A 23,660-nucleotide genomic window follows, 5' to 3' on the forward strand; every position below is an offset into this window, starting at 1 on the left:
TCAGGCTGCCACGATCGTGCGCAGCAGCGCGTCGGGGGAGTCGGCCAGATACATGTGCCCGCCCGGCAGTTCCACGTATCGGAAGTCTCGCTTGGTGACCTCGCGCCACTGCCGCGCGTGTTCGCTCGAGACCAGGGCGTCGTCCGCGCCGCGCAGCGAGGTGAGCGGGATGTCGAGGGGCTCGGTCGAGGATGGCCGATAGTCCTCGTGCATCGACACGTCCGCGCGCAGCACGGGCAGCAACAACTCGCGCAGATCCGGGTCGTCGAATGCCGCGTGTCGATATCCGGCGAATTCCTGTACCCGCCCGAGGAATTCGTCGTCGTCGAGACCGGTGGCCCGACGATCGCGACCGCTCCCCGGTCCGGGGGAACCGCTGACATAGACATGGCTGGGGCCCGGATGGCCGAGCCGGACGAGTTGGCGCGCGATTTCGTGACACAGCACGGCGCCCAGACTGTGCCCGAAGAGCGCGAATCGATCCGTTCCCTCGGTGCGATCGGCGACTTGCGGCGCGAGCCACGCCGCGGCCTCGAGCACATCCGTGAACGGATCGTCCAGGAAAAGCTCCTCGCGGCCCGGCAACTGCACCGGTAATACCTCGATGCCATGGGTCGGTATTTCCGCCCAGGCGCGGAAGAATCCGGCTCCGCTCCCGGCGAACGGCAGACACACCAAGGAAAGCGACTTTGCCGACATGGAATCCTCGTGTTTTCCCGAACCGTCGACCGCGAACTGTAGGGGGCGCCGGGTGACCGGCTGCTGTCCCGTCGACGGGACGTCGCGTGGTTCAACTGGTGGGACGGCCGGGTCGGGCTGCCAGCGGATTGCCCGACAGCGGCAATTCATGATCCCGCGCGTTTTCCGCAGTGGCAAGGAACACAGCGGCCGGCCGATCGAATTGCGAACCGCGTGGCCGACCGGGTGCGTGCTTGACCCACGCGGACACAGGTACGAAGGTGTTGGAAGTCCGCAGAGCGCGACGGCGTGATCTTTATCGGCGATATCGATGTGGGTGCGGCCCGATTCGGCCCCCGAACCGATGTCGTGGACGGCAGTGCGACGTAAATCGTTGCTCCGATTCACTTCCTCTTCGGGTGGGTGATGGATGTGCAGGATCCGATGGAGCGGCATCGCTTGTGGAAGACGTTCGACGATACGGCCGAGCCGATACCCGACGCGACGATTCCCGCGTTGTTCGAACGGCAGGCGGCGGCGATACCGGACGCGCCCGCGGTGGTGTGCGGCGACACGACGCTGACCTACCGCGAACTCGACGAGCGCGCCAACCGGCTCGCCGACGCGTTGACCCGGCGCGGCGTGGGCGCGGAGTCGATCGTGGGCGTGCTGCTGCCGCGTTCGGTGGATCTTGTGGTGGCGCTGCTCGCGGTGCTCAAGGCGGGCGCCGCGTACCTGCCGGTGGACGCCACGTACCCGGCGGAGCGCATCGAGTTCATGATGCGCGACGCGCGACCCGTGCTGCTACTGGCCACGGCGCCCCCGGCGGCCACCCTGCCCGATGCCTGCCCGAGTGTGCAGCCGGACGAACTCCTGCGGGACACCCCGGCGTTCGACCCGGCGGCGGAGCAGGGCCCGCGGCCGGCCCGGGCGGACACGCTCGCGTACGTGATCTACACGTCCGGCTCGACCGGGACCCCCAAGGGCATCGGGGTGACCCACCGCGACGTGGTGGGCCTGGCCCTTGACCGGCGCTGGCGCGGCGGCACGCAGCGCCGGGTGCTGCTGCACTCGCCGTTGGCCTTCGATGCCTCGGTCTACGAGCTGTGGGTGCCGCTGCTGACCGGGGGACAGGTCGTGGTGGACCCGGCCGGGGAACTGGACCCCGCCTCGCTGGCCGAGCTGGTGGCCGAGCACGACGTCACCTCGACCTTCCTGACCGCGGCCCTGTTCGACCTGCTGGTCCGGGAGGACGCGCGGTGCCTGGCCGGCTTCCGGGAGTTGTGGATCGGCGGCGACCGGGTCTCGCCGGCGGCCGTCCGCGCGGCCCGGCGGGCGTGCCCGCAGACCGCCTTCGTCAACGGCTACGGGCCGACGGAGACCACGGTGTTCGCCGTGTGCGCACTGGTGGATCCCATGGGTGCGGCGGGCGAGGAGATCCCGATCGGCCGCCCGATGGACCACATGCGCGCCTACGTGCTGGACGACACGCTCACCCCGGTCGCACCGGGCACGCCCGGCGAGTTGTACCTCGCGGGCGTCGGGGTCGCGCGCGGCTACCTCAATCGACCGACGCTGACCTCGCAACGTTTCCTCGCGTGCCCGTTCGGGCCGGCCGGCGAGCGGATGTATCGCACCGGCGATGTGGTGACCCGGAACCCGGACGGCGAACTGGAGTTCAAGGGGCGCGCCGACACGCAGGTGAAGGTGCGCGGGTTCCGGATCGAGCCCGGTGAGATCGAGGCGGTGCTGCTGACCCACCCGAAGGTGACCCAGGCGGCGGTGATCGCCCGCGACGGGATCGGCGGCGCCCGGCAACTGGTGGGATACGTGGTCCCGCGCGACGCCGGCGCCGGCGACATCGCCTTCGACACCGGGTTTGCCGCAGGGGAGTTGCGCGAGTTCGTGGCCCGCCGGCTGCCCGAGTTCATGGTGCCGGCGGTGATCGTGGTGCTCGAGCGCATGCCGCTGACCCCGAACGAGAAGGTGGACCGCGCGGCACTGCCCGCACCGGAGTTCACCGGCACCACCTACCGGGCGCCGCGCACTCCCCAGGAGGAACTGCTCGCCTCGGTGTTCGCCGAGGTGCTGGGCCGGGCCCGGATCGGCACCGACGACGACTTCTTCACCATCGGCGGGGACAGCATCCAATCGATCCAGGTGGTCTCCCGAGCCCGCGCCCGGGGCCTGGAGATCAGCGCCCGCCAGATCTTCGAGTCCCGCACCGTCGCGGAGCTGGCCGAGGTCGCGATCGCCGCCGAGCGGGCCGGCCCGGACCCGGTGCCGGTCGAGCCCGCGGCCGGCGGCATCGGCCGGCTGCCGTTGCTGCCGGTGGCCCGCTGGATCGGCGAACTCGGGCCCGGCTTCGACCGGTTGTCCCAGGCGATGGTGCTGGCCCTGCCCGAGGACATCGACCGGACCGGGCTGGTCGCGACCGTGACCGCCGCGCTTGACCGGCACGACCTGCTGCGCGCGCGACTGGACTCCGACGCGCTGGTGGTCGCGCCCCCGGGCACGGTGCCGGCGGACCCGCTGATCCGCCGCGTCGAGTGCGACGGGAACTGGGCGGGGGAGCACTGGCACCGCCTGCTGGTCGGCGAACTGGACGCCGCCGCCGGGCAACTGGACCCCTCGGCGGGGGTGATCGCGCGGCTGGTGTGGTTCGACCCGGTCGGCTCGCCCGGCCCCGGGCGCCTGCTCGTGGTGTTGCACCACCTGGTCATCGACGGGGTGTCGTGGCGCATCCTGATGCCCGATCTCGCCACCGCGTGGGAACGGGTTCGGGCCGGGAACGCGCCGACCCTGCCCGCCGTGCCCACCTCGGTACGGCGCTGGGCACACGCGCTGGCGGACCAGGCGACCTCGGCGCAGCGGGTGGCCGAACTGCCGGTGTGGCGCTCGATCGTGGCCGGCCCGGACCCACTCCTGGGCACCCGCCGCCTGGATCCGGCGGCGGATGTGATGGGCACCGTGCACAAGACCCGGGTGTTGCTGTCCCCGGCGGTCACCGAGGCGCTGCTCACCTCGATCCCCGCCGCGTTTCGCTGCGGCGTCAACGACGGCCTGCTGGCCGCCCTGGCGCTGGCGGTGGCCCGCCGGCGGCAGGCCCGAGGCGGGTTCGAGACCTCGACCCTGCTCCGCCTCGAAGGCCACGGCCGCGAGGAGGAGACGGTCCCGGGCGCCGACCTCTCCCGCACGGTGGGCTGGTTCACCAGTGTCTTCCCCGTGCGCCTGGACGTCGCGGACATCGACCTGGACGAGGCGTTCGCGGGCGGCCCGGCCGCCGGCCGGGCGCTCAAGGCGGTCAAGGAGCAACTCCTGGGGATCCCCGGCAAGGGCATCGGCTACGGGCTGCTGCGCCACCTCAACCCGGACACCGCCGCCGAACTCGCCCCCTTCCCGATCGGCCAGATCGGCTTCAACTACCTCGGCCGGTTCTCCGGCGCCGACATGCCCGAACACCTGGCCGGCCTGGGCTGGACGCAGACCGCCGAACTGGCCGAATTCGCCGAACTGGCCGAACTGGACGCCGGACACGACGCGAACATGCCCGCACTGTCCGAGCTGGACATCAACGCCGCAGTCGTGGACACCGACCAGGGCCCGCGCCTGGGAGCGCTGTTCGGCGCCCCGACCGCGGTGCTCGCCCCCGAGGAGGTACACGAACTGGCCGACCTGTGGTGCGCGGCCCTCCAGGGCCTGGCCCGGCATGTCGCCCGGCCGGGCGCGGGCGGCCTGACCCCCTCGGACGTGCCGCTGGTGTCGGTGAGCCAGGACGAGATCCACACCTGGGAGCAGCGCCACCCGGGCCTGGTCGACATCTGGCCGCTGACCCCGCTCCAGGAGGGGCTGCTGTTCCAGACCATGCTGGACGAATCCGCCGTCGACCCGTACCGGGTGCAGTACGCGCTGCACCTGTCCGGGGCCGTGGACCCCGCCCGGATGCGCGTCGCCGCGCAGGCGCTGCTCGACCGGCACGCGGCGCTGCGCACCGCGTTCGTCCCCGACGCCGCGAACGGCCCGGTCCAACTGGTCGTCGAGGGCGTCCCGCTGCCGTGGCGCGAAGTGGACCTGCGCGACCTCGACGAGGCGGCGCGTACCGAGGCCTTCGCCCGACTCCTCGCCGAGGACCTGGGGCGGCGCTTCGACCCGGCCGTACCGCCGCTGCTGCGGCTGACCCTGGTCACCCTGGGGCCCGACCGCTCGGAACTGGTGCTGACCGCGCATCACGTGCTGTTCGACGGCTGGTCGTTGCCGGTGATGACCCGCGATCTGCTGCGGCTGTACGGCAACGGCGGCGACGCCGCGGCGCTGCCCCGGGCGCGCGGCTACCGCGACTTCCTGACCTGGCTCTCCCGCCGCGACCGCGACCGGTCCGCGCGCGCGTGGGCGAACGAGCTGGACGGGTTCGACGACCCCGCCCTGATCGCCCCCCGGACCGCCCCCGGCGCGGACACCTTCACCGGCATCGGCCAGGTCGACGTACCGCTGACCGGCGACCAGGCCCGCGCGCTCGCGCATCGGGCGGCCGAACTCGGGCTCACCCTGAACACCGTCGTACAGGGCGCCTGGGCCGCCCTGCTCGGCCAGTTGACCGGCCGCACCGACGTGGTCTTCGGTGCCACCGTGGCCGGCCGCCCACCCGCGCTCACCGGCGTCGACTCCGTCGTCGGCCTGTTCCTCAACACCGTCCCGGTCCGCGTGCGTTGGAGCCCGGGGCAGAGCCTGGCCGAGCTGATGACCCGCCTCCAGGACCGGCAGGGCGCGCTGCTCGACCACCACCACCATCCGTTGACCGACATCGGCCGGGCGACCGGCTCGACCACCCTGTTCGACACCTACATCGCCTTCGAGTCCTTCCCGCTGGATCGTTCCGGCATCACCGAGGCGAGCCGCGAGGCCGGCATCACCGTCACCGGACTGCGACCGTTCACCGCCACCCACTACCCACTGACCGTGATGGCCTTCCCCGACGATCGCGCCACCCTGCGGCTGGTCCTGCAATACCGCCACGGCGTATTCGAGCACGACCGGGCCGAGCGCATCGCGGCCCGCTTCGGGCGCGTGCTGCGCCAGACGGCGGCCGACCCCGAGCACCCCGTCGCGGCCGTGGACCTGCTGGAACCCGCCGAACGCGAACTGCTGCGCGGCCTCGACGACACCGGCGTGCCCACACCACCGACGACCATCCCCGAACTGTTCGAGCGACAGGCCACCGCGACCCCGGACACGATCGCCGTGGTGTCCGGCGAGACGTCGCTGACCTATCGCGAACTGCACGAGCGGGCGCGGCGCCGGGCCCGTGCGCTGATCCGGCGCGGGATCGGACCCGGGTCGGTGGTGGCGGTGGCCCTGCCCAGGTCGGCCGACCTGGTCGTGGCGCTGCTCGCGGTGCTCCAATCCGGCGCCGGCTACCTGCCGATCGACCCGCAATACCCCAGCGCGCGACTGGAGTTCGTGCTCGCCGACGCCGCTCCGTCGCTGATCCTCGCCGACGCCGACACCGAAACGATCCTGCCCCCGACCGACCTGCCCGTGCTGCGCCCGGACCGGGCGGACCGCGAAGCGGACACCCCCGTGCGCGGCACCCGGCCGCGGCCGGACGACGTGGCCTACCTGATGTACACCTCCGGGTCGACCGGCACGCCCAAGGGGGTGGCGATCACCCATCGCAACGTCACCAACTGTGTGCCGGGCCTGGTCTCCTGCCTCGGCGTCCCGCCCGGGACACGGATGCTGGCCGGGGCCTCGGTCAACTTCGACGTGTCCGTGTTCGAAATGTTCACCACCTTGTGCACCGGCGGCACCGTCGAGGTGATCCGCGATGTACTGGCCCTGGTCGAGCGCGGCGCCGGGGACCGGAGTTCGGGCGTGGTGATCAGCACGGTCCCCTCGGTGTTCGCCGAGCTGCTGGACCAGGCGGCGGGCGAAATCCGGGCCGAGGCCGTGGTGTTCGCCGGTGAGGCGCTGCCCGCCGCGCTGCTGCGCCGCACCCGCGAGGCGATCCCGGGGGTGCGGGTGGTCAACGCCTACGGGCAGACCGAGACCTTCTACGCCACCACGTTCGCGCTGCCCGCGGAGCAGGACTGGGACGGCCCGGCCGGCGCGCCGATCGGCACGCCGCTGGCGAACGTGCGCACCTACGTGCTCGGCGCCGGACTGCGCCCGGTCCCACCGGGCGTGCGCGGCGAGTTGTACGTGGCCGGCGCCACCGTCGGGCGCGGCTACCACGGGCGCACGCGGTTGACCGCGGAGCGCTTCGTGGCCGACCCGTTCGGGCCCCCGGGGGCGCGCATGTACCGCACCGGCGACCTGGCCCGCTGGACCGACCGGGGTGGGCTCGAATACCTCGGGCGCGGCGACGCCCAGGTCAAGATCCGCGGGGTGCGGATCGAACCGGCCGAGATCGAGGCGGTGCTGACCGCACACCCCCGGATCGGCCAGGCGGTGGTGGTGCCGCGTGCGGGCCGCGACGGCGGCCGGGGGAGCCGGCTGGTGGCCTACGTGGTGGCGAGCGCAGGCGCGGCCCCCGCGACCGAGGAATTGCGCGGCTGGGTGTCGGGCAGGCTGCCCGACTTCATGGCGCCGGCCGCGTTCGTCGCCCTGGAGCGCTTCCCGCTGCTCCCCAACGGCAAGCTGGACCGCGGCGCGCTGCCCGAACCGACGTTCGTCGGCGCCGAGTACCGCGCGCCGCGCACCGCGCGGGAGAAGGTGCTGTGCCGGCTGTACGCCGAGGTGCTCGGCGTCGCCCGGGTCGGCATCGACGACAACTTCCTGACCCTGGGCGGACATTCGCTGCTGGCGATCCGCCTGGTCGGCCGCATCCGCGCGGAGCTGGGCGCCGACCTGCCGATCAGAGCGATCTTCCTGAGTCCGACGATCGGCGAGTTGTCCGGTGACCTCGCCGCGGTGACCACGACGGCCGGCCCCAGACCCCGGCTGCGCAAGATGACCGATCGAGGAGTGGATGCCAAGTGATCCCGTTGTCGTTCGCGCAGCGCCGACTGTGGTTCATCGACCGGTTCGAGGGGCCGTCGGCGACCTACAACCTCCCCTTCGTGCTTACGCTCGAAGGTGTCCTCGACCTGCCCGCGCTGCGCGCGGCGGTGCGCGACGTGGTGGAGCGGCACGAGAGTTTACGCACGGTGTTCGTGGTGGACGACGACGGGGTGCCCGCCCAGCGGACGTTGCCCTCGGCCGAGGTGGCGCCGCCGGTGCCGGTGGTCGAGATCGCTCCCGACGCGGTCCCCGAGGCGCTGGCCCAGGCGGTGGGCCGGCGGTTCGACCTGGCCGGCGAGATCCCGATCCACGCCCAGGTGTTGCGCTGCTCCGCCGAGGAGCACGTGCTCGTGCTCGTCGTCCACCACATCGCCGCCGACGGCGAATCGATGGCGCCGCTGGCCCGCGATCTGACCACGGCGTATCGGGCCCGCGTCCAGGGGCGGGCGCCGCAGTGGCTCGAACTGCCCGTGCAGTACTCGGACTACGCGCTGTGGCAGCGGGAGTTCCTCGGCGACGAGCGCGACCCCGACAGCGTGCTGGCTCGGCAGCTCGGCTACTGGCGCGCCGAACTCGCCGGTGCGCCACAGCAGATGCGGCTGCCGACCGACCATCCGCGCCCGGCGACGGCGAGCCATCACGGCGACATGGTCGAGTTCGCGATCGACGCCGACCTGCTCGCCGCCGCGACCGAACTGGCCCACAGCCGCGGCGTGACCGTGTCCATGGTCATGCAGGCGGCGCTGGCCACCCTGCTGTACCACCTCGGCGCCGGCGACGACGTCACCCTCGGCTCCACGATCGCCGGGCGCGGCGAGGAGGAACTCGCGGACCTGGTCGGGTTCTTCGTCAACACCTGGGTGCTGCGCGCCGACCTGTCCGGCAACCCGTCGGTGGAGCGGGTGCTCGACCGGGTCCGGGACCGGGCGCTGGGCGCCTTCGACAACTCCGACGCGCCGTTCGAGCGGCTGGTGGAGGCACTGAACCCGGAGCGGTCCACCGCCTACCACCCGCTGTTCCAGGTGATGTTCACCTGGCAGAACAACGCCCGCATCGACCTCGACCTCCCGGGCCTGAACGCGCACCTGTCCGCCGTCCCGACCCGGACCTCGAAGTTCGACCTGGAGTTCAACTTCGCCGTCGACGCGGTCGAGGCGGGCATGCTTTGCACCCTCGAATACGCGACCGACCTGTTCGAGCGGGACACCATCGTCGGCATCGGCGAGCGATTCGTCCGCGTCCTGCGGCAGTTCACCACCGATCCGACCATGCCGGTGGGCGCGGTGGACGTACTGGCCCCGAACGAGCGCGAACGCTGGGCCCGGTTCGACGACACGGCGATGCCCACCCCGGCGCTCGGCGTCCCGGAACTGGTACGGCGCACGGTCGAGGTGTCCCCGGACACGATCGCCGTGGTCTTCGGCGACCGGCGGCTGACCTACCGGGAGTTGGACACCCGGGCGAACCGGCTGGCGCACGAGCTGGTTCGGCGCGGCGCGGGGCCCGAGACGCTGGTGGGCCTGGCCCTGCCCAGGTCCGCAGAGCTGGTGGTCGCGCTCCTGGGCATCTGGAAATCCGGCGCCGCCTATGTGCCGATCGATCCCCGCTATCCGAGCCGGCGCCTCGATCGAATCCTCGACGAGGCCCGCCCCAGGCTGTTGCTGACCGACGCGGACACCGCCCCGACGTTGCCCGGCGCGGACATTCCCCGGGTGCGCCTGGACGAGTTGGACCTCGACGGCGCCGACCCGGGCACCCCGGCGTCCGCACCCCGACCGGACAACGTGGCCTACGTGATGTACACCTCCGGCTCCACGGGCACGCCCAAGGGCGTCGCGATCACCCACCACGGCGTGGTCAACGGCGTGCTGCGGTTGGCGCGTTCGGTCGGTGTGGGCCCCGGCTCGCGGATGTGCGCCGGGACGTCGATCAACTTCGACGTGTCGGTGTTCGAGATCGTCACCACCCTCGGCGTCGGCGGCACCGTCGAGATCCTGCGCGACGTGCTCGCGCTGGGCGAGCGGCCGGCCGGGTCGGGCGGGGTGATCAGCACCGTGCCCTCGGTCCTCGCCGAACTGGTCGAGCACCTGCCGGCCGGTTCGACCGCGGACGCCGTGGTGTGCGCCGGCGAGGCCCTGCCCGCCGCCCTGGTACGCCGGGTCCGCGAGGTGTTCCCCGGGGTGCGCGTGGTCAACGCGTACGGGCAGAGCGAGAGCTTCTACGCCACCACGTTCGCGGTGCCCGCGGACGCGCCGTGGCAGGCCGCCGGGAGTGTGCCGATCGGGGCGCCGCTGGGCAACATGCGCACCTACGTGCTGGGCCCCGGGCTGCGGCCGGTACCGCCGGGCGTGGTGGGCGAACTGTATGTCGCGGGCGCGGTCGGCCGCGGTTACCACGCGCGTCCCGCACTGACCGCGGAGCGCTTCGTGGCCGACCCGTTCGGTCCGGCCGGGGAGCGGATGTATCGCACCGGCGACCTGGCCCGGCGCGCCGCGGACGGCACCCTGGAGTACGCGGGGCGCGACGACGCGCAGGTCAAGGTCCGCGGGTTCCGGATCGAGACGGGCGAGGTCGAGGCCGCCGTGACCGCGCATCCGGGCGTGACGCAGGCCGTGGTGACCACCTACGACCGGCCGGGCGGGCGGCAACTGGTGGGCTACGTGGTCCCGGTGGGCGCGGGGGGCATCGGCACCGTGGACTCGCTCGGCGGCGCCGCGAGCCTGAGCCGGCTCGACGTGGACCTGACCGTGGGCGTCTCGGTCGCCGAACTGCGCACGTTCGTCGCCGAACGGCTGCCGGAGTTCATGGTCCCCTCGCTCTTCGTAGTGCTCGATCGCCTGCCGCTGGCCGCCAACGGGAAGCTGGACCGGGCGGCGCTGCCGGAACCGGTGTTCGCGGGCGGGGAATACCGGGCGCCCCGGTCGGCGGCGGAGTCGGTGTTGGCCGAGGTCTACGCCGAGGTGCTCGGTGTGGACCGGGTCGGCATCGACGACGACTACTTCGCGATCGGCGGGGACAGCATCCGCTCGATCCAGGTGGTCTCGCGGGCCCGGGCGCGCGGCGTGGAGGTCACGCCCCGGGAGATCTTCGAGCGGCGCACGGTGGCCGAGTTGGCCGCGCTCGCGGGCGATCGGGCCGGCGTGCGCGCGGTGCTCGACGAGCCGGCCGGCGGCGGCGTGGGCCTGCTGCCGCTGCCGCCGATCGCCCGCTACCTGCTGGAACTGGGCGGCGGGATCGACCGGTTCTCCATGTCGATGGTGGTGGACCTGCCGCCCGACATCGACGAGGCGGGGCTGCTCGGCACGCTCGGCGCGGTCCTGGACCACCACGACGTGCTGCGCTCGCGGCTGGTACCGGAGGGGCTGCGGGTCGAGGCGCCGGGGACGGCGTCGCCGGCCGCGCTGCTGCGGCGGGTGGTCCGCGCGGGGCCGTGGCAGGAGCAGGCCGAGGCGGAACTGGACGCGGCCACCGGCCGGTTGGCCCCGTCGGCCGGGGTGATGGCGCAGTTCGTGTGGTTCGACGCACGTGGCCTCGACGGCCCGGGCCGGCTGCTGATCGTGCTGCACCACCTGGTGGTGGACGGGGTGTCCTGGCGGATCCTGCTGCCCGACCTGGCCGCCGCGTGGGCACAGGTGCGGATCGGTGGGACGCCGGCGCTGCCCCCGGTGCGCACCTCGGCGCGGGGCTGGGCGCACGCGCTCGTCGCGCAGGCGCCCGACCGGGCCCGGGAGTTGCCGCTGTGGCGATCGGTGGTGGCCGGCCCCGACCCGGTGCTCGGCTCACGCCCGCTGGATCCGGCGCTGGACGTGACGGCCACCGGGGACCACGTCTGGGCCCGGCTGCCGGTGGCGGTGACCGAGGCGTTGTTGACCCGGGTTCCGGCGGCGTTCCACGGTGGGGTCAACGACGGTCTGTTGGCCGCGTTGGCGCTCGCGGTCGCCAAGTGGCGGCGTGCGCGCGGGGTGGAGGAGTCGTCGGTCCTGGTGCGTCTGGAGGGTCACGGCCGCGAGGAGCACGTGGTCCCGGGCGCGGATCTGTCCCGCACGGTGGGTTGGTTCACCAGCATGTTCCCGGTCCGTCTGGACCTGGCCGACGCCGACCTGGACGACGCCTTCGCCGGCGGACCCGCCGCGGGGGCGGTGGTCAAGGCGGTCAAGGAGCAGCTGCTCCGGATCCCGGACAAGGGCCTGGGCTACGGGCTGTTGCGCTACCTCGACGACGAGACCGGCGCCGAGTTGGCGCAATACCCGACCGGGCAGATCGCGTTCAACTACCTGGGTCGGTTCTCCGCGGCGGACATGCCCGCGGAACTGCGCGGCCTGGGCTGGTCGCAGACCCCGGGCACCGCCGAACTGGTGGCGACCCCGGACCCGGACATGCCCGCACTGTCGGTACTCGACGTGAACGCGCTGGTCACCGAGACCGACCAGGGCGCACGCCTGGACGCCCGATTCGGCTTTCCCACCCGGGTGCTCTCCGCCGACCAGGTACGCGAGTTGGCCGACCTGTGGTGCGCCGCCCTCGAGGGGTTGGCGCGGCACGTCGCCGAGCCGGGCGCCGGCGGCCTGACGCCCTCGGACGTACCGCTGGTCACCGTGGGGCAGAGCGAGCTCGAGGCGTGGGAGCGACGCTATCCGGGCCTGGTGGACGTCTGGCCGCTGACCCCCCTGCAATCCGGCCTGCTGTTCGAGTCGATGCTGGCCGACGCCACCTACGACGCCTACCACGTGCAGTTCGTGTACCACCTGACCGGCCGGGTGGATCCCGAGCGCATGCGCGCCGCGGGTCAGGCGCTGCTCGACCGGTACGCCAACCTGCGCGCCGCGTTCGTGCCCGACGCCCGGGGCGAATACGTCCAGGTCGTGCCGGGCCGAGTCGAACTCCCGTGGCGCCACTTCGACCTGATCGGTCGCGGCGACGACGAGTTGGAGCGACTGCTGGCCGAGGACCGCGACGCACACTTCGACCCGGCGGTGCCGCCACTGCTGCGGATGTCGCTGATGACGCTCGACCCCGAACGCGCGGAACTGGTCTTCACCGCGCACCACGCGCTGTTCGACGGCTGGTCCGTGCCGCTGCTGATGCGCGACCTGCTGCGGCTGTACGCCTGCGGCGGGGACGAGTCGGTGCTGCCGCGAGTGCGCGGCTACCGCGACTTCCTGGCCTGGCTGACCCGACAGGACCGCGACGCGGCCGCCCGGGCCTGGGCGGACGAACTGGCCGGCGTCGGCGAACCCACCCTGCTGGCGGCCGGCTCCGCGGGCCGCACGGCCGCCGGGGACACCGGACAGCTCGACGTGCCGCTGTCGGCCGAACTCACGCACGGCCTGTCCCGGCGCGCCGCCGAGCTGGGCGTGACGCTGAACACGCTGCTCCAGGGCGCCTGGGGGGTGCTCCTCGGGCAGCTGACCGGTCGCCGGGAGGTGGTGTTCGGCGCCACCGTGTCGGGCCGGCCGGCCGCCGTCTCCGAGGTCGACTCGATGGTGGGGCTGTTCATCAACACCCTGCCGGTGCGGGTGGATTGCACCCCCACGGCCACCCTCGCCGAACTGCTGACCACGTTGCAGCGCCGGCAGGCCGCGCTGCTGGACCACCACCAGTTCGGGCTGGCCGAGATCCAACGCGCGGCCGGACTCGGCGTGTTGTTCGACTCCGTCGTGGTCTTCGAGTCCTTCCCCGTCGATCGGGTGGGCCTGAGCGAGGCCAACGCCGAGTCCGGGGTGGCGATCAGCGGGCTCACCCCGTTCAGCGGCACCCACTACCCGCTGGCGGTCACCGCCGACGCCGATCCGCTGTTGCGGATCGCCCTCCAGTACCAGCACCACGCGTTCGACCACGCCGCGGTGGCCGGCATCGGCGGCCGACTGGTGCGGGTGCTGACCCAGATCGTGGCGGATCCGCACCTGCCGCTGGCCCGGCTCGACGTGCTCGAACCCGCCGAGCACGAGCAGGTCCGGGTCACCTGGAACGACACCGCGCGACCGGTACCGGCCACCACGATCCCCGAACTGTTCCGGGCCGGCGTCGAACGCACCCCCGAGGCGATCGCCGTGGTCTTCGAGGACACCGCCGTCACGTACGCGGAACTGGACCGGCGCGCCGACGCGCTCGCCCACCGGCTGCGCGCGCGCGGCGTGCGACCGGAGAGCGTGGTCGCGGTACTGCTGCCCCGCTCGATCGAGATGATCGTGGCCCTGCTGGCGGTACACAAGGCCGGCGGCGCCTACCTGCCGATCGACCCGGGATACCCCGCCGAACGCATCGCCTACCTGCACACCGACGCCCGCCCCCAGGTCACCCTCACCCTCGCCGACGCGCCCGGGACGGGCGACTTCGCCCGCCTGGTGATCGACGACGTCGACCGGGAGGAAACCGCCGCCGGCCCGCTCACCCCGGCCGGCCCGGCGCATCCGGCCTACGTGCTCTACACCTCGGGCTCCACCGGCCGCCCCAAGGGCGTGGTGGTCGAGCACGCGGCGATCGTCAACCGACTGCTGTGGATGCGCGAGCACTACCACGTCACCCCCGACGACCGAATCCTGCAAAAGACCCCGCTGGGGTTCGACGTCTCGGTCTGGGAGGTGTTCCTGCCGCTGATCAGCGGCGCCGTGCTGGTCCTGGCGCGGCCCGACGGACACCGCGACCCGACCTACCTGGCGAAGCTGATCCAGCGGGCCCGGGTCACCATCACGCACTTCGTGCCGTCGATGCTCCAGGCATTCCTGCACGAGCCCGCGGCGGCCGGCTGCGCGAGCCTGCGCCAGGTCGTCTGCAGCGGCGAGGCCTTGAGCCCGGCCCTGCGCGACCACTACCACACGATCCTGCCCGCCCCGCTGGACAACCTCTACGGGCCGACCGAGGCCGCGGTCGACGTCACCGCGACGCCGTGCCCGCGCTCGGACCCGGGGCCGGTCACCATCGGCCGCCCCGTGTGGAACACCCGGGTCCACGTCCTGGGCCCCCACCTCACCCCCGTACCACCCGGCGTGGCCGGCGAACTCTACCTTGCGGGACGGCAGTTGGCCCGCGGCTACACCGGCCGGCCGGGGTTGACCGCCGAGCGGTTCACGGCCGACCCGTTCGGCGCGCCCGGCAGCCGGATGTACCGCACCGGCGACCTGGTCCGTTGGGACCGCGAGGGTCGCCTCGAATTCCTCGGCCGGGCCGACGACCAGGTCAAGATCCGCGGCTTCCGGATCGAACCCGGCGAGATCGAGAACACCCTCACCGACCATCCGGGCGTCGCGCAGGCCGTCCTGCTCGCCCGCGAAGCCCCCTCGGGCGACCGGCAGTTGGTGGCCTACGTGGTGCCCGGCCGAGAGCACGCGCCGGCGGTCGCGAACGTGACCCGGATGCGCCGCGAGGGCCGGCTCGACGGGGTGGAACTGCACGAGATGCCCAACGGGATGCTGGTGCACGCGCGCAACCGGTCCAACACCACCTACCTCTACGACGAGATCTTCGGGCGCAACGAATACCTGCGCTCCGGCGTGCGCGTGCCCGAGGGTGCCTGCGTGGTCGACGTCGGCGGCCACGTCGGCCTGTTCTCGCTCTACCTGAAGACCCGCCGGCCCGACTGCCGGATCTACGCCTTCGAGCCGATCCCCGAACTCGCCGAGATGTTCCGCACCAACGCCGAACTGCACGACATCGACGCGGTGGTCACCACCTGCGGCATCGGCCGCGAGCCGGGCCGCGCGGTGTTCACCTACTACCCGGACATGTCGCTGCTCTCCGGCCGCTTCGCCGACGAGGGCGAAGAACGCCACATGCTCGAACAGGTCCTGCGCAACGAACGCGAGCGCGAGCAGGCCGACCCCAACGAGCGGCCCGACCCGGCGACCGGGGAGGAGGACCTGACCGAACTGCTCACCGAGCGGCTGCACAGCGTGCCCGTCGACGTCGAACTGCGCACCCTCTCACAGGTGATCCGCGAGCACGAGCTGACCGTGATCGACCTGCTGAAGGTGGACGCGGAGAAGAGCGAACTCGACGTGCTGACCGGCATCGAGCCCGAACACTGGCCGATCATCCGGCAGATCGTCGCCGAGGTGCACGACATCGACGGCCGCCGCGACCTGATCGTCGACCTGCTGCGCGCACACGGCTTCCACACCACCGTGGACGCCTCCGCCGAACTCGCGGGCACCGGCATGTACTCGATCCACGCCACCCGCCCCGACCTGATGGCCGAGCCGGCCGCCGGCCCGCCCGCAGCCGCCGAGCAGTGGTACAACCCCGACCAACTCACCGCCGCCCTGCGCGCGCACGCCGAGGCCGAACTGCCCGAATACCTGGTGCCCAGCGCCTTCGTGGTACTGGACCGGCTGCCCGTGACGGCCAACGGCAAGCTGGACCGGGCCGCGCTCCCCGCCCCCGAACGCGCCGCCACCGGCCCCCGACGAGCCGCACGCACCCCGCTCGAAGAGGTCCTGTGCGCCCTGTTCGCCGACGTGCTCGGGCTGCCCACGGTCGGCATCGACGACGACTTCTTCGCGCTGGGCGGGCACTCGCTGCTGGCCACCCGCCTGGTCGGCCGGCTGCGCACGGCGCTGGCGGCCGACGTGCCGATCCGTACCGTGTTCGACGCGCCCACCGTCGCGCAACTGGGCGCGCACCTGCCGGTCGGATCCCGCACGCGCCCCGAACTGCGGCGCGCGGCCGACCGTCCCGCACACATCCCGCTGTCCTTCGCGCAGCGCCGACTGTGGTTCATCGACCGCTTCGACGGGCCCTCCGCGACCTACAACCTCCCGCTGGTGCTGCGCCTGACCGGCCCGCTCGACCTGCCCGCGCTGCGGGCGGCGCTGCGCGACGTGGTCGGCCGCCACGAGAGCCTGCGCACGCTCATCGGCGAGGACGAGCACGGCGTGGCCCACCAGCGGGTGCTGAGCCTCGACGACCTGCCGCCGGACACGATCGGCGTCGAGGTCGAACCGGCCGCCGGCGCCGAGGCGATCGCGCGCGCCGCGGCCCGGCCGTTCGACCTGACCTCGGAGCCGCCGCTGCGGGCCACCGTCTTTCGCCACGACGAGCGCGAACACGTACTGCTGCTGCTGCTCCACCACATCGCGGGCGACGGCGAGTCGCTGGCACCGCTGGTCCGCGACCTGGGCGCGGCCTACGCCGCCCGGCTGCGCGGCGAGGCACCACGCCGCCCGGAACTGCCGGTGCAATACGTCGACTACACGCTGTGGCAGCGCGAACTGCTCGGCGACGAGGACGACCCACACAGCGTGTGGGCCGGCCAATCCGCATTCTGGCAACGCGAGTTGCACGCGGTCACCCGACCCCAGCGGTTGCCCACCGACCACCCCCGAACCGGGCCGGGCGACGGCCGAGGCGGCCTGCTCGAATTCGTCATCGCACCCGAACTGCGCGCCGCGGTCCGCGAGCTGGCCGCCGCCCGGGGCGCCACCGCGCCCATGGTGGTGCAGGCGGCGCTCGCGGTGCTGCTGCGCCGGCTCGGCGGCGGCGACGACATCACGATCGGCTCGCCGATCGCCAACCGCACCGATGAGGCCCTCGCCGACCTGGTCGGATTCTTCCTCAACACGTGGGTGCTGCGCGTGCGACTGCCCGGCAACCCCTCGTTCGGCGAGGTCCTCGACCAGGTACGACACAAGGCGCTGGCCGCGTACGACCACCAGGACGTGCCCTTCGAACGGCTCGTCGAACTGATCGACCCCGAGCGCTCCTCCCCGGACCAGCCGCTGTTTCGGGTCATGCTGGCCTGGCAGAGCATCGGGCACGACGACTTCGAACTACCCGGCCTCGACGTGAGGGTGGAACCGACGCACACCGCGACCACGAAGTTCGACCTGTGCTTCAACATGGCCGACATCGCGGACGTCGGCGTGGTCGTCAACCTCGAATACGCCGCCGACCTGTTCGACCGGGCCACCGTCGAGGACATCGCCGACCGGCTCACCGCCACCCTGCGCGAACTGGTCGCCGACCCCGACGCGCCCATCGGCGCCGCCGCCGGGATCGGACCGGACCGGGACGCCGAGGTGCTGGTGCGCGGGAAGCGCATCGACCCGGCCGAGATCGAGGCCGTGCTGACCACCCACCCCGGGGTGGCCCGCGCGGTGGTGGTCCCGCACGCCGGTCGAGGCGCGGGACGGCAACTGATCGGCTACGTCGTCCCCACCGGGGCCGGCGACGCCGGTGCCGACCTGGACTTCACCACCACCGGTGTCTCGCCGGCGCAGCTGCGCCGCTTCACCGCCGAGCGACTGCCGGACGTCATGGTCCCCTCGGTGTTCATGATCCTCGACCGGCTCCCCGAGACGCCGGCGGGCGACCCGGATCGCACGGCGCTGCCGGAGCCGGTGTTCACCGGGGGCGTCTACCGGGCGCCGCGCACCTTCGCGGAGACGGTCCTGGCCGGGGTCTACGCCGAGGTGCTCGGCCTGGACCGGGTCGGCGTCGACGACGACTACTTCCTGGTCGGCGGCGACAGCATCCGCTCCATCCAGGTGGTGTCCCGGGCCCGGGCCCAGGGCGTGCGGATCACGCCCCGGCAGATCTTCGCCTTGCGCACGGTGGCCGAACTGGCCGCCGCCGCAGGCACCACGAACGCCCGCGATGTCGCGCCGGCCGAATCCGACGGCGACGGCGTGGGCCCGATGCCGTTGCCGCCGATGGCCGGGTACCTGCTGGAGCCGGGCGGCGGCATCGACCGGTTCGCGATGTCCACGCTGGTGGAACTGCCGCCCGGGATCGACGAGAACGGGCTCGTCGCGACGCTGAACGCGGTCCTTGACCGGCACGACGCGTTGCGCTCGCGGCTCGACGCCGACGGGCTGCGGATCGCCGCGCCCGGCTCGGTGGACGCCCGAGGGCTGCTCCACCGGGTCGCGGCCGGGGCCGACGCACAACGGGAACTGGACGCCGCCGCCGGGCGGTTGGCTCCGGCGGCCGGGGTGATGGCGCAGTTCGTGTGGTTCGCCGCGGCCGGCCCGGGCGCGGTGGGGCGGCTGCTGATGGTGGTGCACCACCTGGTCGTCGACGGCGTCTCCTGGCGGATCCTGCTGCCGGACCTGGCCGCCGCGTGGGAGCGTGTGCGGGCCGGGAACGCGCCGGACCTGCCGCCGGTGCCGACCTCGGCCCGACGGTGGACGCAGGCGCTGGCGGCGGAGGCTCTCGACGCGCGGCGCGTGGCCGAACTGCCGCTGTGGCAGCAGATGCTGGCCGGCCCCGATCCACTGCTCGGCGCCCGCGACCTGGACCCCGCCGTGGACGTGCACGCGACGATGGACAGCGTGTCCGTGCGGCTGCCGGTGGCGGTGACGGAGGCGTTGTTGACCCGGGTTCCGGCGGTGTTCCACGGTGGGGTCAACGACGGTCTGTTGGCCGCGTTGGCGCTCGCGGTGGCGAGGTGGCGGCGTGGGCGCGGGGTGGTGGAGTCCTCGGTCCTGGTGCGGCTGGAGGGTCACGGCCGGGAGGAGCACGTGGTCCCGGGTGCGGATCTGTCCCGCACGGTGGGTTGGTTCACCAGCATGTTCCCGGTCCGGCTGGACCTGGCCGACGCGGACCTGGACGACGCCTTCGCCGGGGGACCGGCGGCGGGGGCGGTGGTCAAGGCGGTCAAGGAGCAGCTGCTCCGGATCCCGGACAAGGGCCTGGGTTACGGGCTGTTGCGCTACCTCAACGCGGAGACCGGCGCCGTGCTCGCGGCCCATGCCCCCGGGCAGATCGCGTTCAACTACCTGGGCCGGTTCTCCGCGGCGGACATGCCGCAGAACCTGCGCGGCCTGGGCTGGACCGAGGTCGCCGATGCCTTCGGCCTGGTCGCGGCGTTCGACCCGGACCTGCCCGCCAAGTCCGCCGTGGAACTCAACGCGTTCGTCACCGACACCGAGCGCGGTCCGCGCCTGGACGCCCGGATCGACTTCCCCACCGGAGTGCTCGCCCCGGCGGAGGTACACGAACTGGCGGACCTGTGGTGCGCCGCACTCGAAGCCCTCGCGACACACGTCGCGACACCCGGCGCGGGCGGACTCACCCCCTCGGACGTGCCGCTGGTGACGGTGCGGCAAAGCGAGATCGAGGTCTGGGAGCGACGCTACCCGGGCCTGGCGGACATCTGGCCGCCGACTCCGCTCCAGTCCGGGCTGCTGTTCGAATCCATGCTGGCCGGTGCCACCTACGACGCCTACCACGTGCAACTGGTCCACCACCTGACCGGCGAGGTGGACCCGGCCCGGATGCGCGCGGCCGGCCAGGCACTCTTGGACCGGCACGCCAACCTGCGCACCGCCTTCATCGCCGACCTGGCCGGCGACCTGGTGCAACTGGTCCAGGACCGGGTCGAGTTGCCGTGGCGCGAGGTGGACCTGCGCGATCTGGAGGAGAGCGAACGCGACGCGCACCTCGGCCGGTTGCTGGCCGCGGACCAGGCCGGCCACTTCGACCCGGCGGTGCCGCCGCTGTTGCGACTGACCCTGGTGCGCACCGGCCGCGCCCGGGCCGAGTTGGTGCTGACCGCGCATCACGTGTTGTTCGACGGCTGGTCGCTGCCGCTGCTGACGCACGACCTGCTGCGGCTGTACGCCTGCGGCGGGGACGAGTCGGCGTTGCCGAGGGTACGCGGCTACCGGGACTTCCTGGTATGGCTGGCGCGGCAGGACCGGGACGCGTCGGCCCGGGCGTGGGCCCGCGAACTCGACGGCTTCGACGAACCCACCCTGCTCGCCCCCGACGCGGGGCCCGAGGTGGACCAGGGCCGGGTGGGGCAGGTCGACGTCGCGCTGTCGGTCGACGTCGCGGCGCAACTGTCGCGGCGGGCCGCCGAACTGGGCGTCACGCCGAACACGCTGGTGCAGGGCGCGTGGGCGGTCGTGCTGGCCGGGCTGACCGGCCGGCGGGACGTGGTGTTCGGCACCACGGTGTCCGGGCGGCCGCCGGCGGTCGCGGATGTCGACACGATGGTGGGGCTGTTCATCAACACCGTGCCGGTCCGCGTCCGGCTCTCCTCGTGGGACACCTTCGGCGAGATGCTGACCACCCTGCAGGACCGGCAGGGCGCACTGCTCGACCATCACCACTGCGGGCTGACCGAGATCCACCGGGCCACCGGGCTGCCGACACTGTTCGACACCGTCGTGGTCTTCGAGTCCTTCCCCGTCGACCGGGCCGGCATCGACGAGGCGAACACCGCCGCGGGCATCACGATCACCGGCGCCGACTCGGCGAACGGCACCCACTACCCGTTCGGCGTGGCGGCCACCGCCGACCCGCACCTGCGCGTGGTCATGCAGTACCAGCGCGACCTGTTCACGCCCGAGCGCGCCGAGGGTGTCGCCGAACGGCTCGCCCGCGTGCTGCGCCGGGTGGCGGCCGACCCGCAGACCCCGATCGGGTCCCTGGACGGCCTCGAAGTCGCTCAGCGGGAGCGGCTGTTGGCCGAGCTCAACGAGGGTGTGCCGGACGCGGTCGAGGCGACCGTCGCCGACCTGTTCGCCGCCCGGGTGGCCGCCGACCCGGCCGCCGCGGCCGTGGTGTTCGGCGAGACCACGCTGACCTACCGGGAACTGGACGCGCGCTCGGACGCGCTGGCACACGAACTGCTCGGGTGCGGCGTGCGCCCGGAGTCGGTGGTGGCGGTGAGTGTGCGCCGCTCGCCGGAATTCGTGGTCGCGCTACTGGCCGTGGCGAAGGCGGGCGGCATATACCTGCCGATCGATCCCGCGCTGCCACGCGAGCGGATCGAGTTCATGACGGCGGACTCCGGGGCGTGCCTGATCATCGTCGACGAGGCGAGCATCGCGACGTCGGCCGGGCTGGGCCTCGCGACCGTGCGCGTGGACCGGCAACCGGCCCGGGCCGACCGCGACTTCGCGGCACCGGCGGTGTCGCCGGCCGGCGCGGCGTACGTCATCTACACGTCGGGTTCCACCGGTCGGCCCAAGGGCGTCGTGGTCACCCACCGAGGGGTGGCGAGCCTGGCCGCCGCACACGTGGAACGACTCGCGGTGACCCCCGACAGCCGGATGTTGCAACTGGCCTCGCCGAGCTTCGACGTCTCGCTGTGCGAGTTGCTCACCGCGCTGCTCTCGGGGGCGTGCGTGGTACTGGCCGACCCGGATCGGCTGGCCCCCGGCGATCCGCTGGCCGACACGATCGCCGCGCACCGGGTCACCCACGCGATGATCCCGCCCACGATGCTCGCCGCGATGCCGGCCGGCTCGCTGGCCACGGTGCGCTCGCTGGTGGTCGGCGGGGAGGTGACCCCGCCGGAATTGGTCGCCCGATGGTCGCGGGAGCGGCGGATGGTGAACGTGTACGGGCCGACCGAGACCACCGCCTGTGCCACGATGAGCGCGCCGCTGGCCGGCGCCGGCGAGGTGTTGCCGATCGGCCGGCCGATCCCCAACACCCGGGTCTATGTCCTGGACGGCGCGCTGCGGCCGGTGCCCGCCGGGGTGCCCGGCGAGTTGTACATCGCGGGCTCGGGCGTGGCGCGCGGCTATGTGGGCCGCCTCGAGCTGACCGCGCAGCGGTTCGTGGCCTGCCCGTTCGGTCGACCCGGCGAGCGCATGTACCGCACCGGCGACATCGTGGCCCGCACCGAGGACGGGCAACTGGTCTTTCGTGGACGCGCGGACGAGCAGGTCAAGATCCGCGGCTTCCGGATCGAACCCGGCGAGATCGAGGCGGCCCTGCTGGCCCATCCGGGCGTCGACCGGGCCGTGGTCGTGGTCGACGACCGGCCGGGGGACCGGCGGCTGGTGGGCTACCTGGTACCGGCCGGCGGGGCGAACGGCGAACTGGTCGCCGACCTGCGTGGCCATCTGTCCGCGCGGCTGCCCGAATACATGATGCCCGCGGCGCTGATGACCATCGACGAGGTACCGCTGACCGCGAGCGCGAAGCTGGACCGACGCGCGTTGCCGGCGCCGGACTACGGCGGTGCCGGCACCGGACGCGCGCCGCGCAGCACCCGCGAGGAACTGCTGTGCGGGGTGTTCGCCCAGGTGCTGGGGCTGGACCGGGTCGGCATCGACGACGGCTTCTTCGCGCTGGGCGGGCACTCGCTGCTGGCCACCCGGTTGATCACCCGGGTGCGTACCGTGCTCGGCGCGGACCTCCCGATCCGGGTGATCTTCGACCGGCCCACCGTCGCCGAACTGGCCGCCTACCTGGAGGCGGACGGCGGAGTCGGCGCGCCCGCCGACCCGCTCGCGGCGGTGCTGCCGATCAGGTCCGAGGGGGAGCGCGAGCCGCTGTGGTGGGTCCACCCCGGCGGCGGCCTGTGCTGGCCCTACCTGGGCTTCGCCGGCCTGTTGCCCGAGGACCGGCCGAGCTACGGCATCCAGGCCAAGGGCTTCGACGGGCGGACCCGGTTGCCGGGGTCGATCCAGGAGATGGTCGCCGACTACGTCGAGGAGATCCTGGCCGTGCAACCCGAGGGGCCCTTCCATCTGATGGGGCTCTCCGGCGGCGGCACGCTGGCCCACGCGATGGCCGCGGAGTTGCAACGGCGCGGTCACCAGGTGCCGTTGCTGGCCCTGCTCGACAGTGTTCCGGGCAGCCGGCTGGCGAGCGAGACGCCGCCCACCACGGCCGAGATCCGGGACTATTTCGCCGAACACCTCACCGGCCTGGCCGGGCGCGACGACGAGGCGTTCCTGGAGCAGGCGGTCGCGGTCGTGGCGAACTACACGGCGCTGATGCCGGGGTTCGACTCGCCCGTCTATCGCGGCGACATGTTGTTCTTCGGCGCCGTGCCCAACCCCGAGGGATCCTTCGCCGACCTGTGGCGGGCGCACGTGCAGGGCGCGGTGCGCCGGTACGACGTGCGGGGGGCGCACGAGGAGCTGTATCTGCCCGGACCCGCCGCCGAGATCTGCCGGATCATCCGCCGGGAACTCGCCGGGGAGTGAGCCGACCGGCTACGAGCTTCGGATGGCGCCACATGGCGCCGTCCGAGGCCGTGTGCGGAGTCCATGGATTGCCACGTGCCGGACTTGCTGCGG

3 protein-coding genes are annotated in these 23,660 nt (G+C 73.0%); 2 read left to right on the forward strand and 1 reads right to left on the reverse strand.

Features of this window, described 5'->3' with window-relative positions; translation table 11 throughout:
- Positions 1–1,134, reverse strand: coding sequence for a thioesterase II family protein (locus ABIA38_RS22455; RefSeq protein WP_424640539.1), 1,134 nt, complete (start codon positions 1,132–1,134; stop codon positions 1–3).
- On the opposite strand from ABIA38_RS22455, the gene ABIA38_RS22460 reads away from it, so the two are divergent.
- Together ABIA38_RS22460 and ABIA38_RS22465 are read left to right on the forward strand one after the other, a co-directional pair.
- Positions 1,123–7,656: an amino acid adenylation domain-containing protein gene (locus ABIA38_RS22460; RefSeq protein WP_424640540.1), complete on the forward strand. Its 6,534-nt coding sequence runs from the start codon at positions 1,123–1,125 to the stop codon at positions 7,654–7,656. The two genes, ABIA38_RS22455 and ABIA38_RS22460, sit on opposite strands and share 12 nt — an antisense overlap.
- On the forward strand, positions 7,653–23,567 hold the full coding sequence (locus ABIA38_RS22465; protein ID WP_424640541.1) for an amino acid adenylation domain-containing protein: 15,915 nt from the start codon (positions 7,653–7,655) through the stop codon (positions 23,565–23,567). The genes ABIA38_RS22460 and ABIA38_RS22465 overlap by 4 nt, the downstream gene beginning before the upstream one ends.
- Positions 23,568–23,660: the final 93 nt, after the last annotated feature.

It is taken from the genome of Embleya sp. AB8, assembly GCF_049739465.1.
GTDB lineage: Bacteria > Actinomycetota > Actinomycetes > Streptomycetales > Streptomycetaceae > Embleya.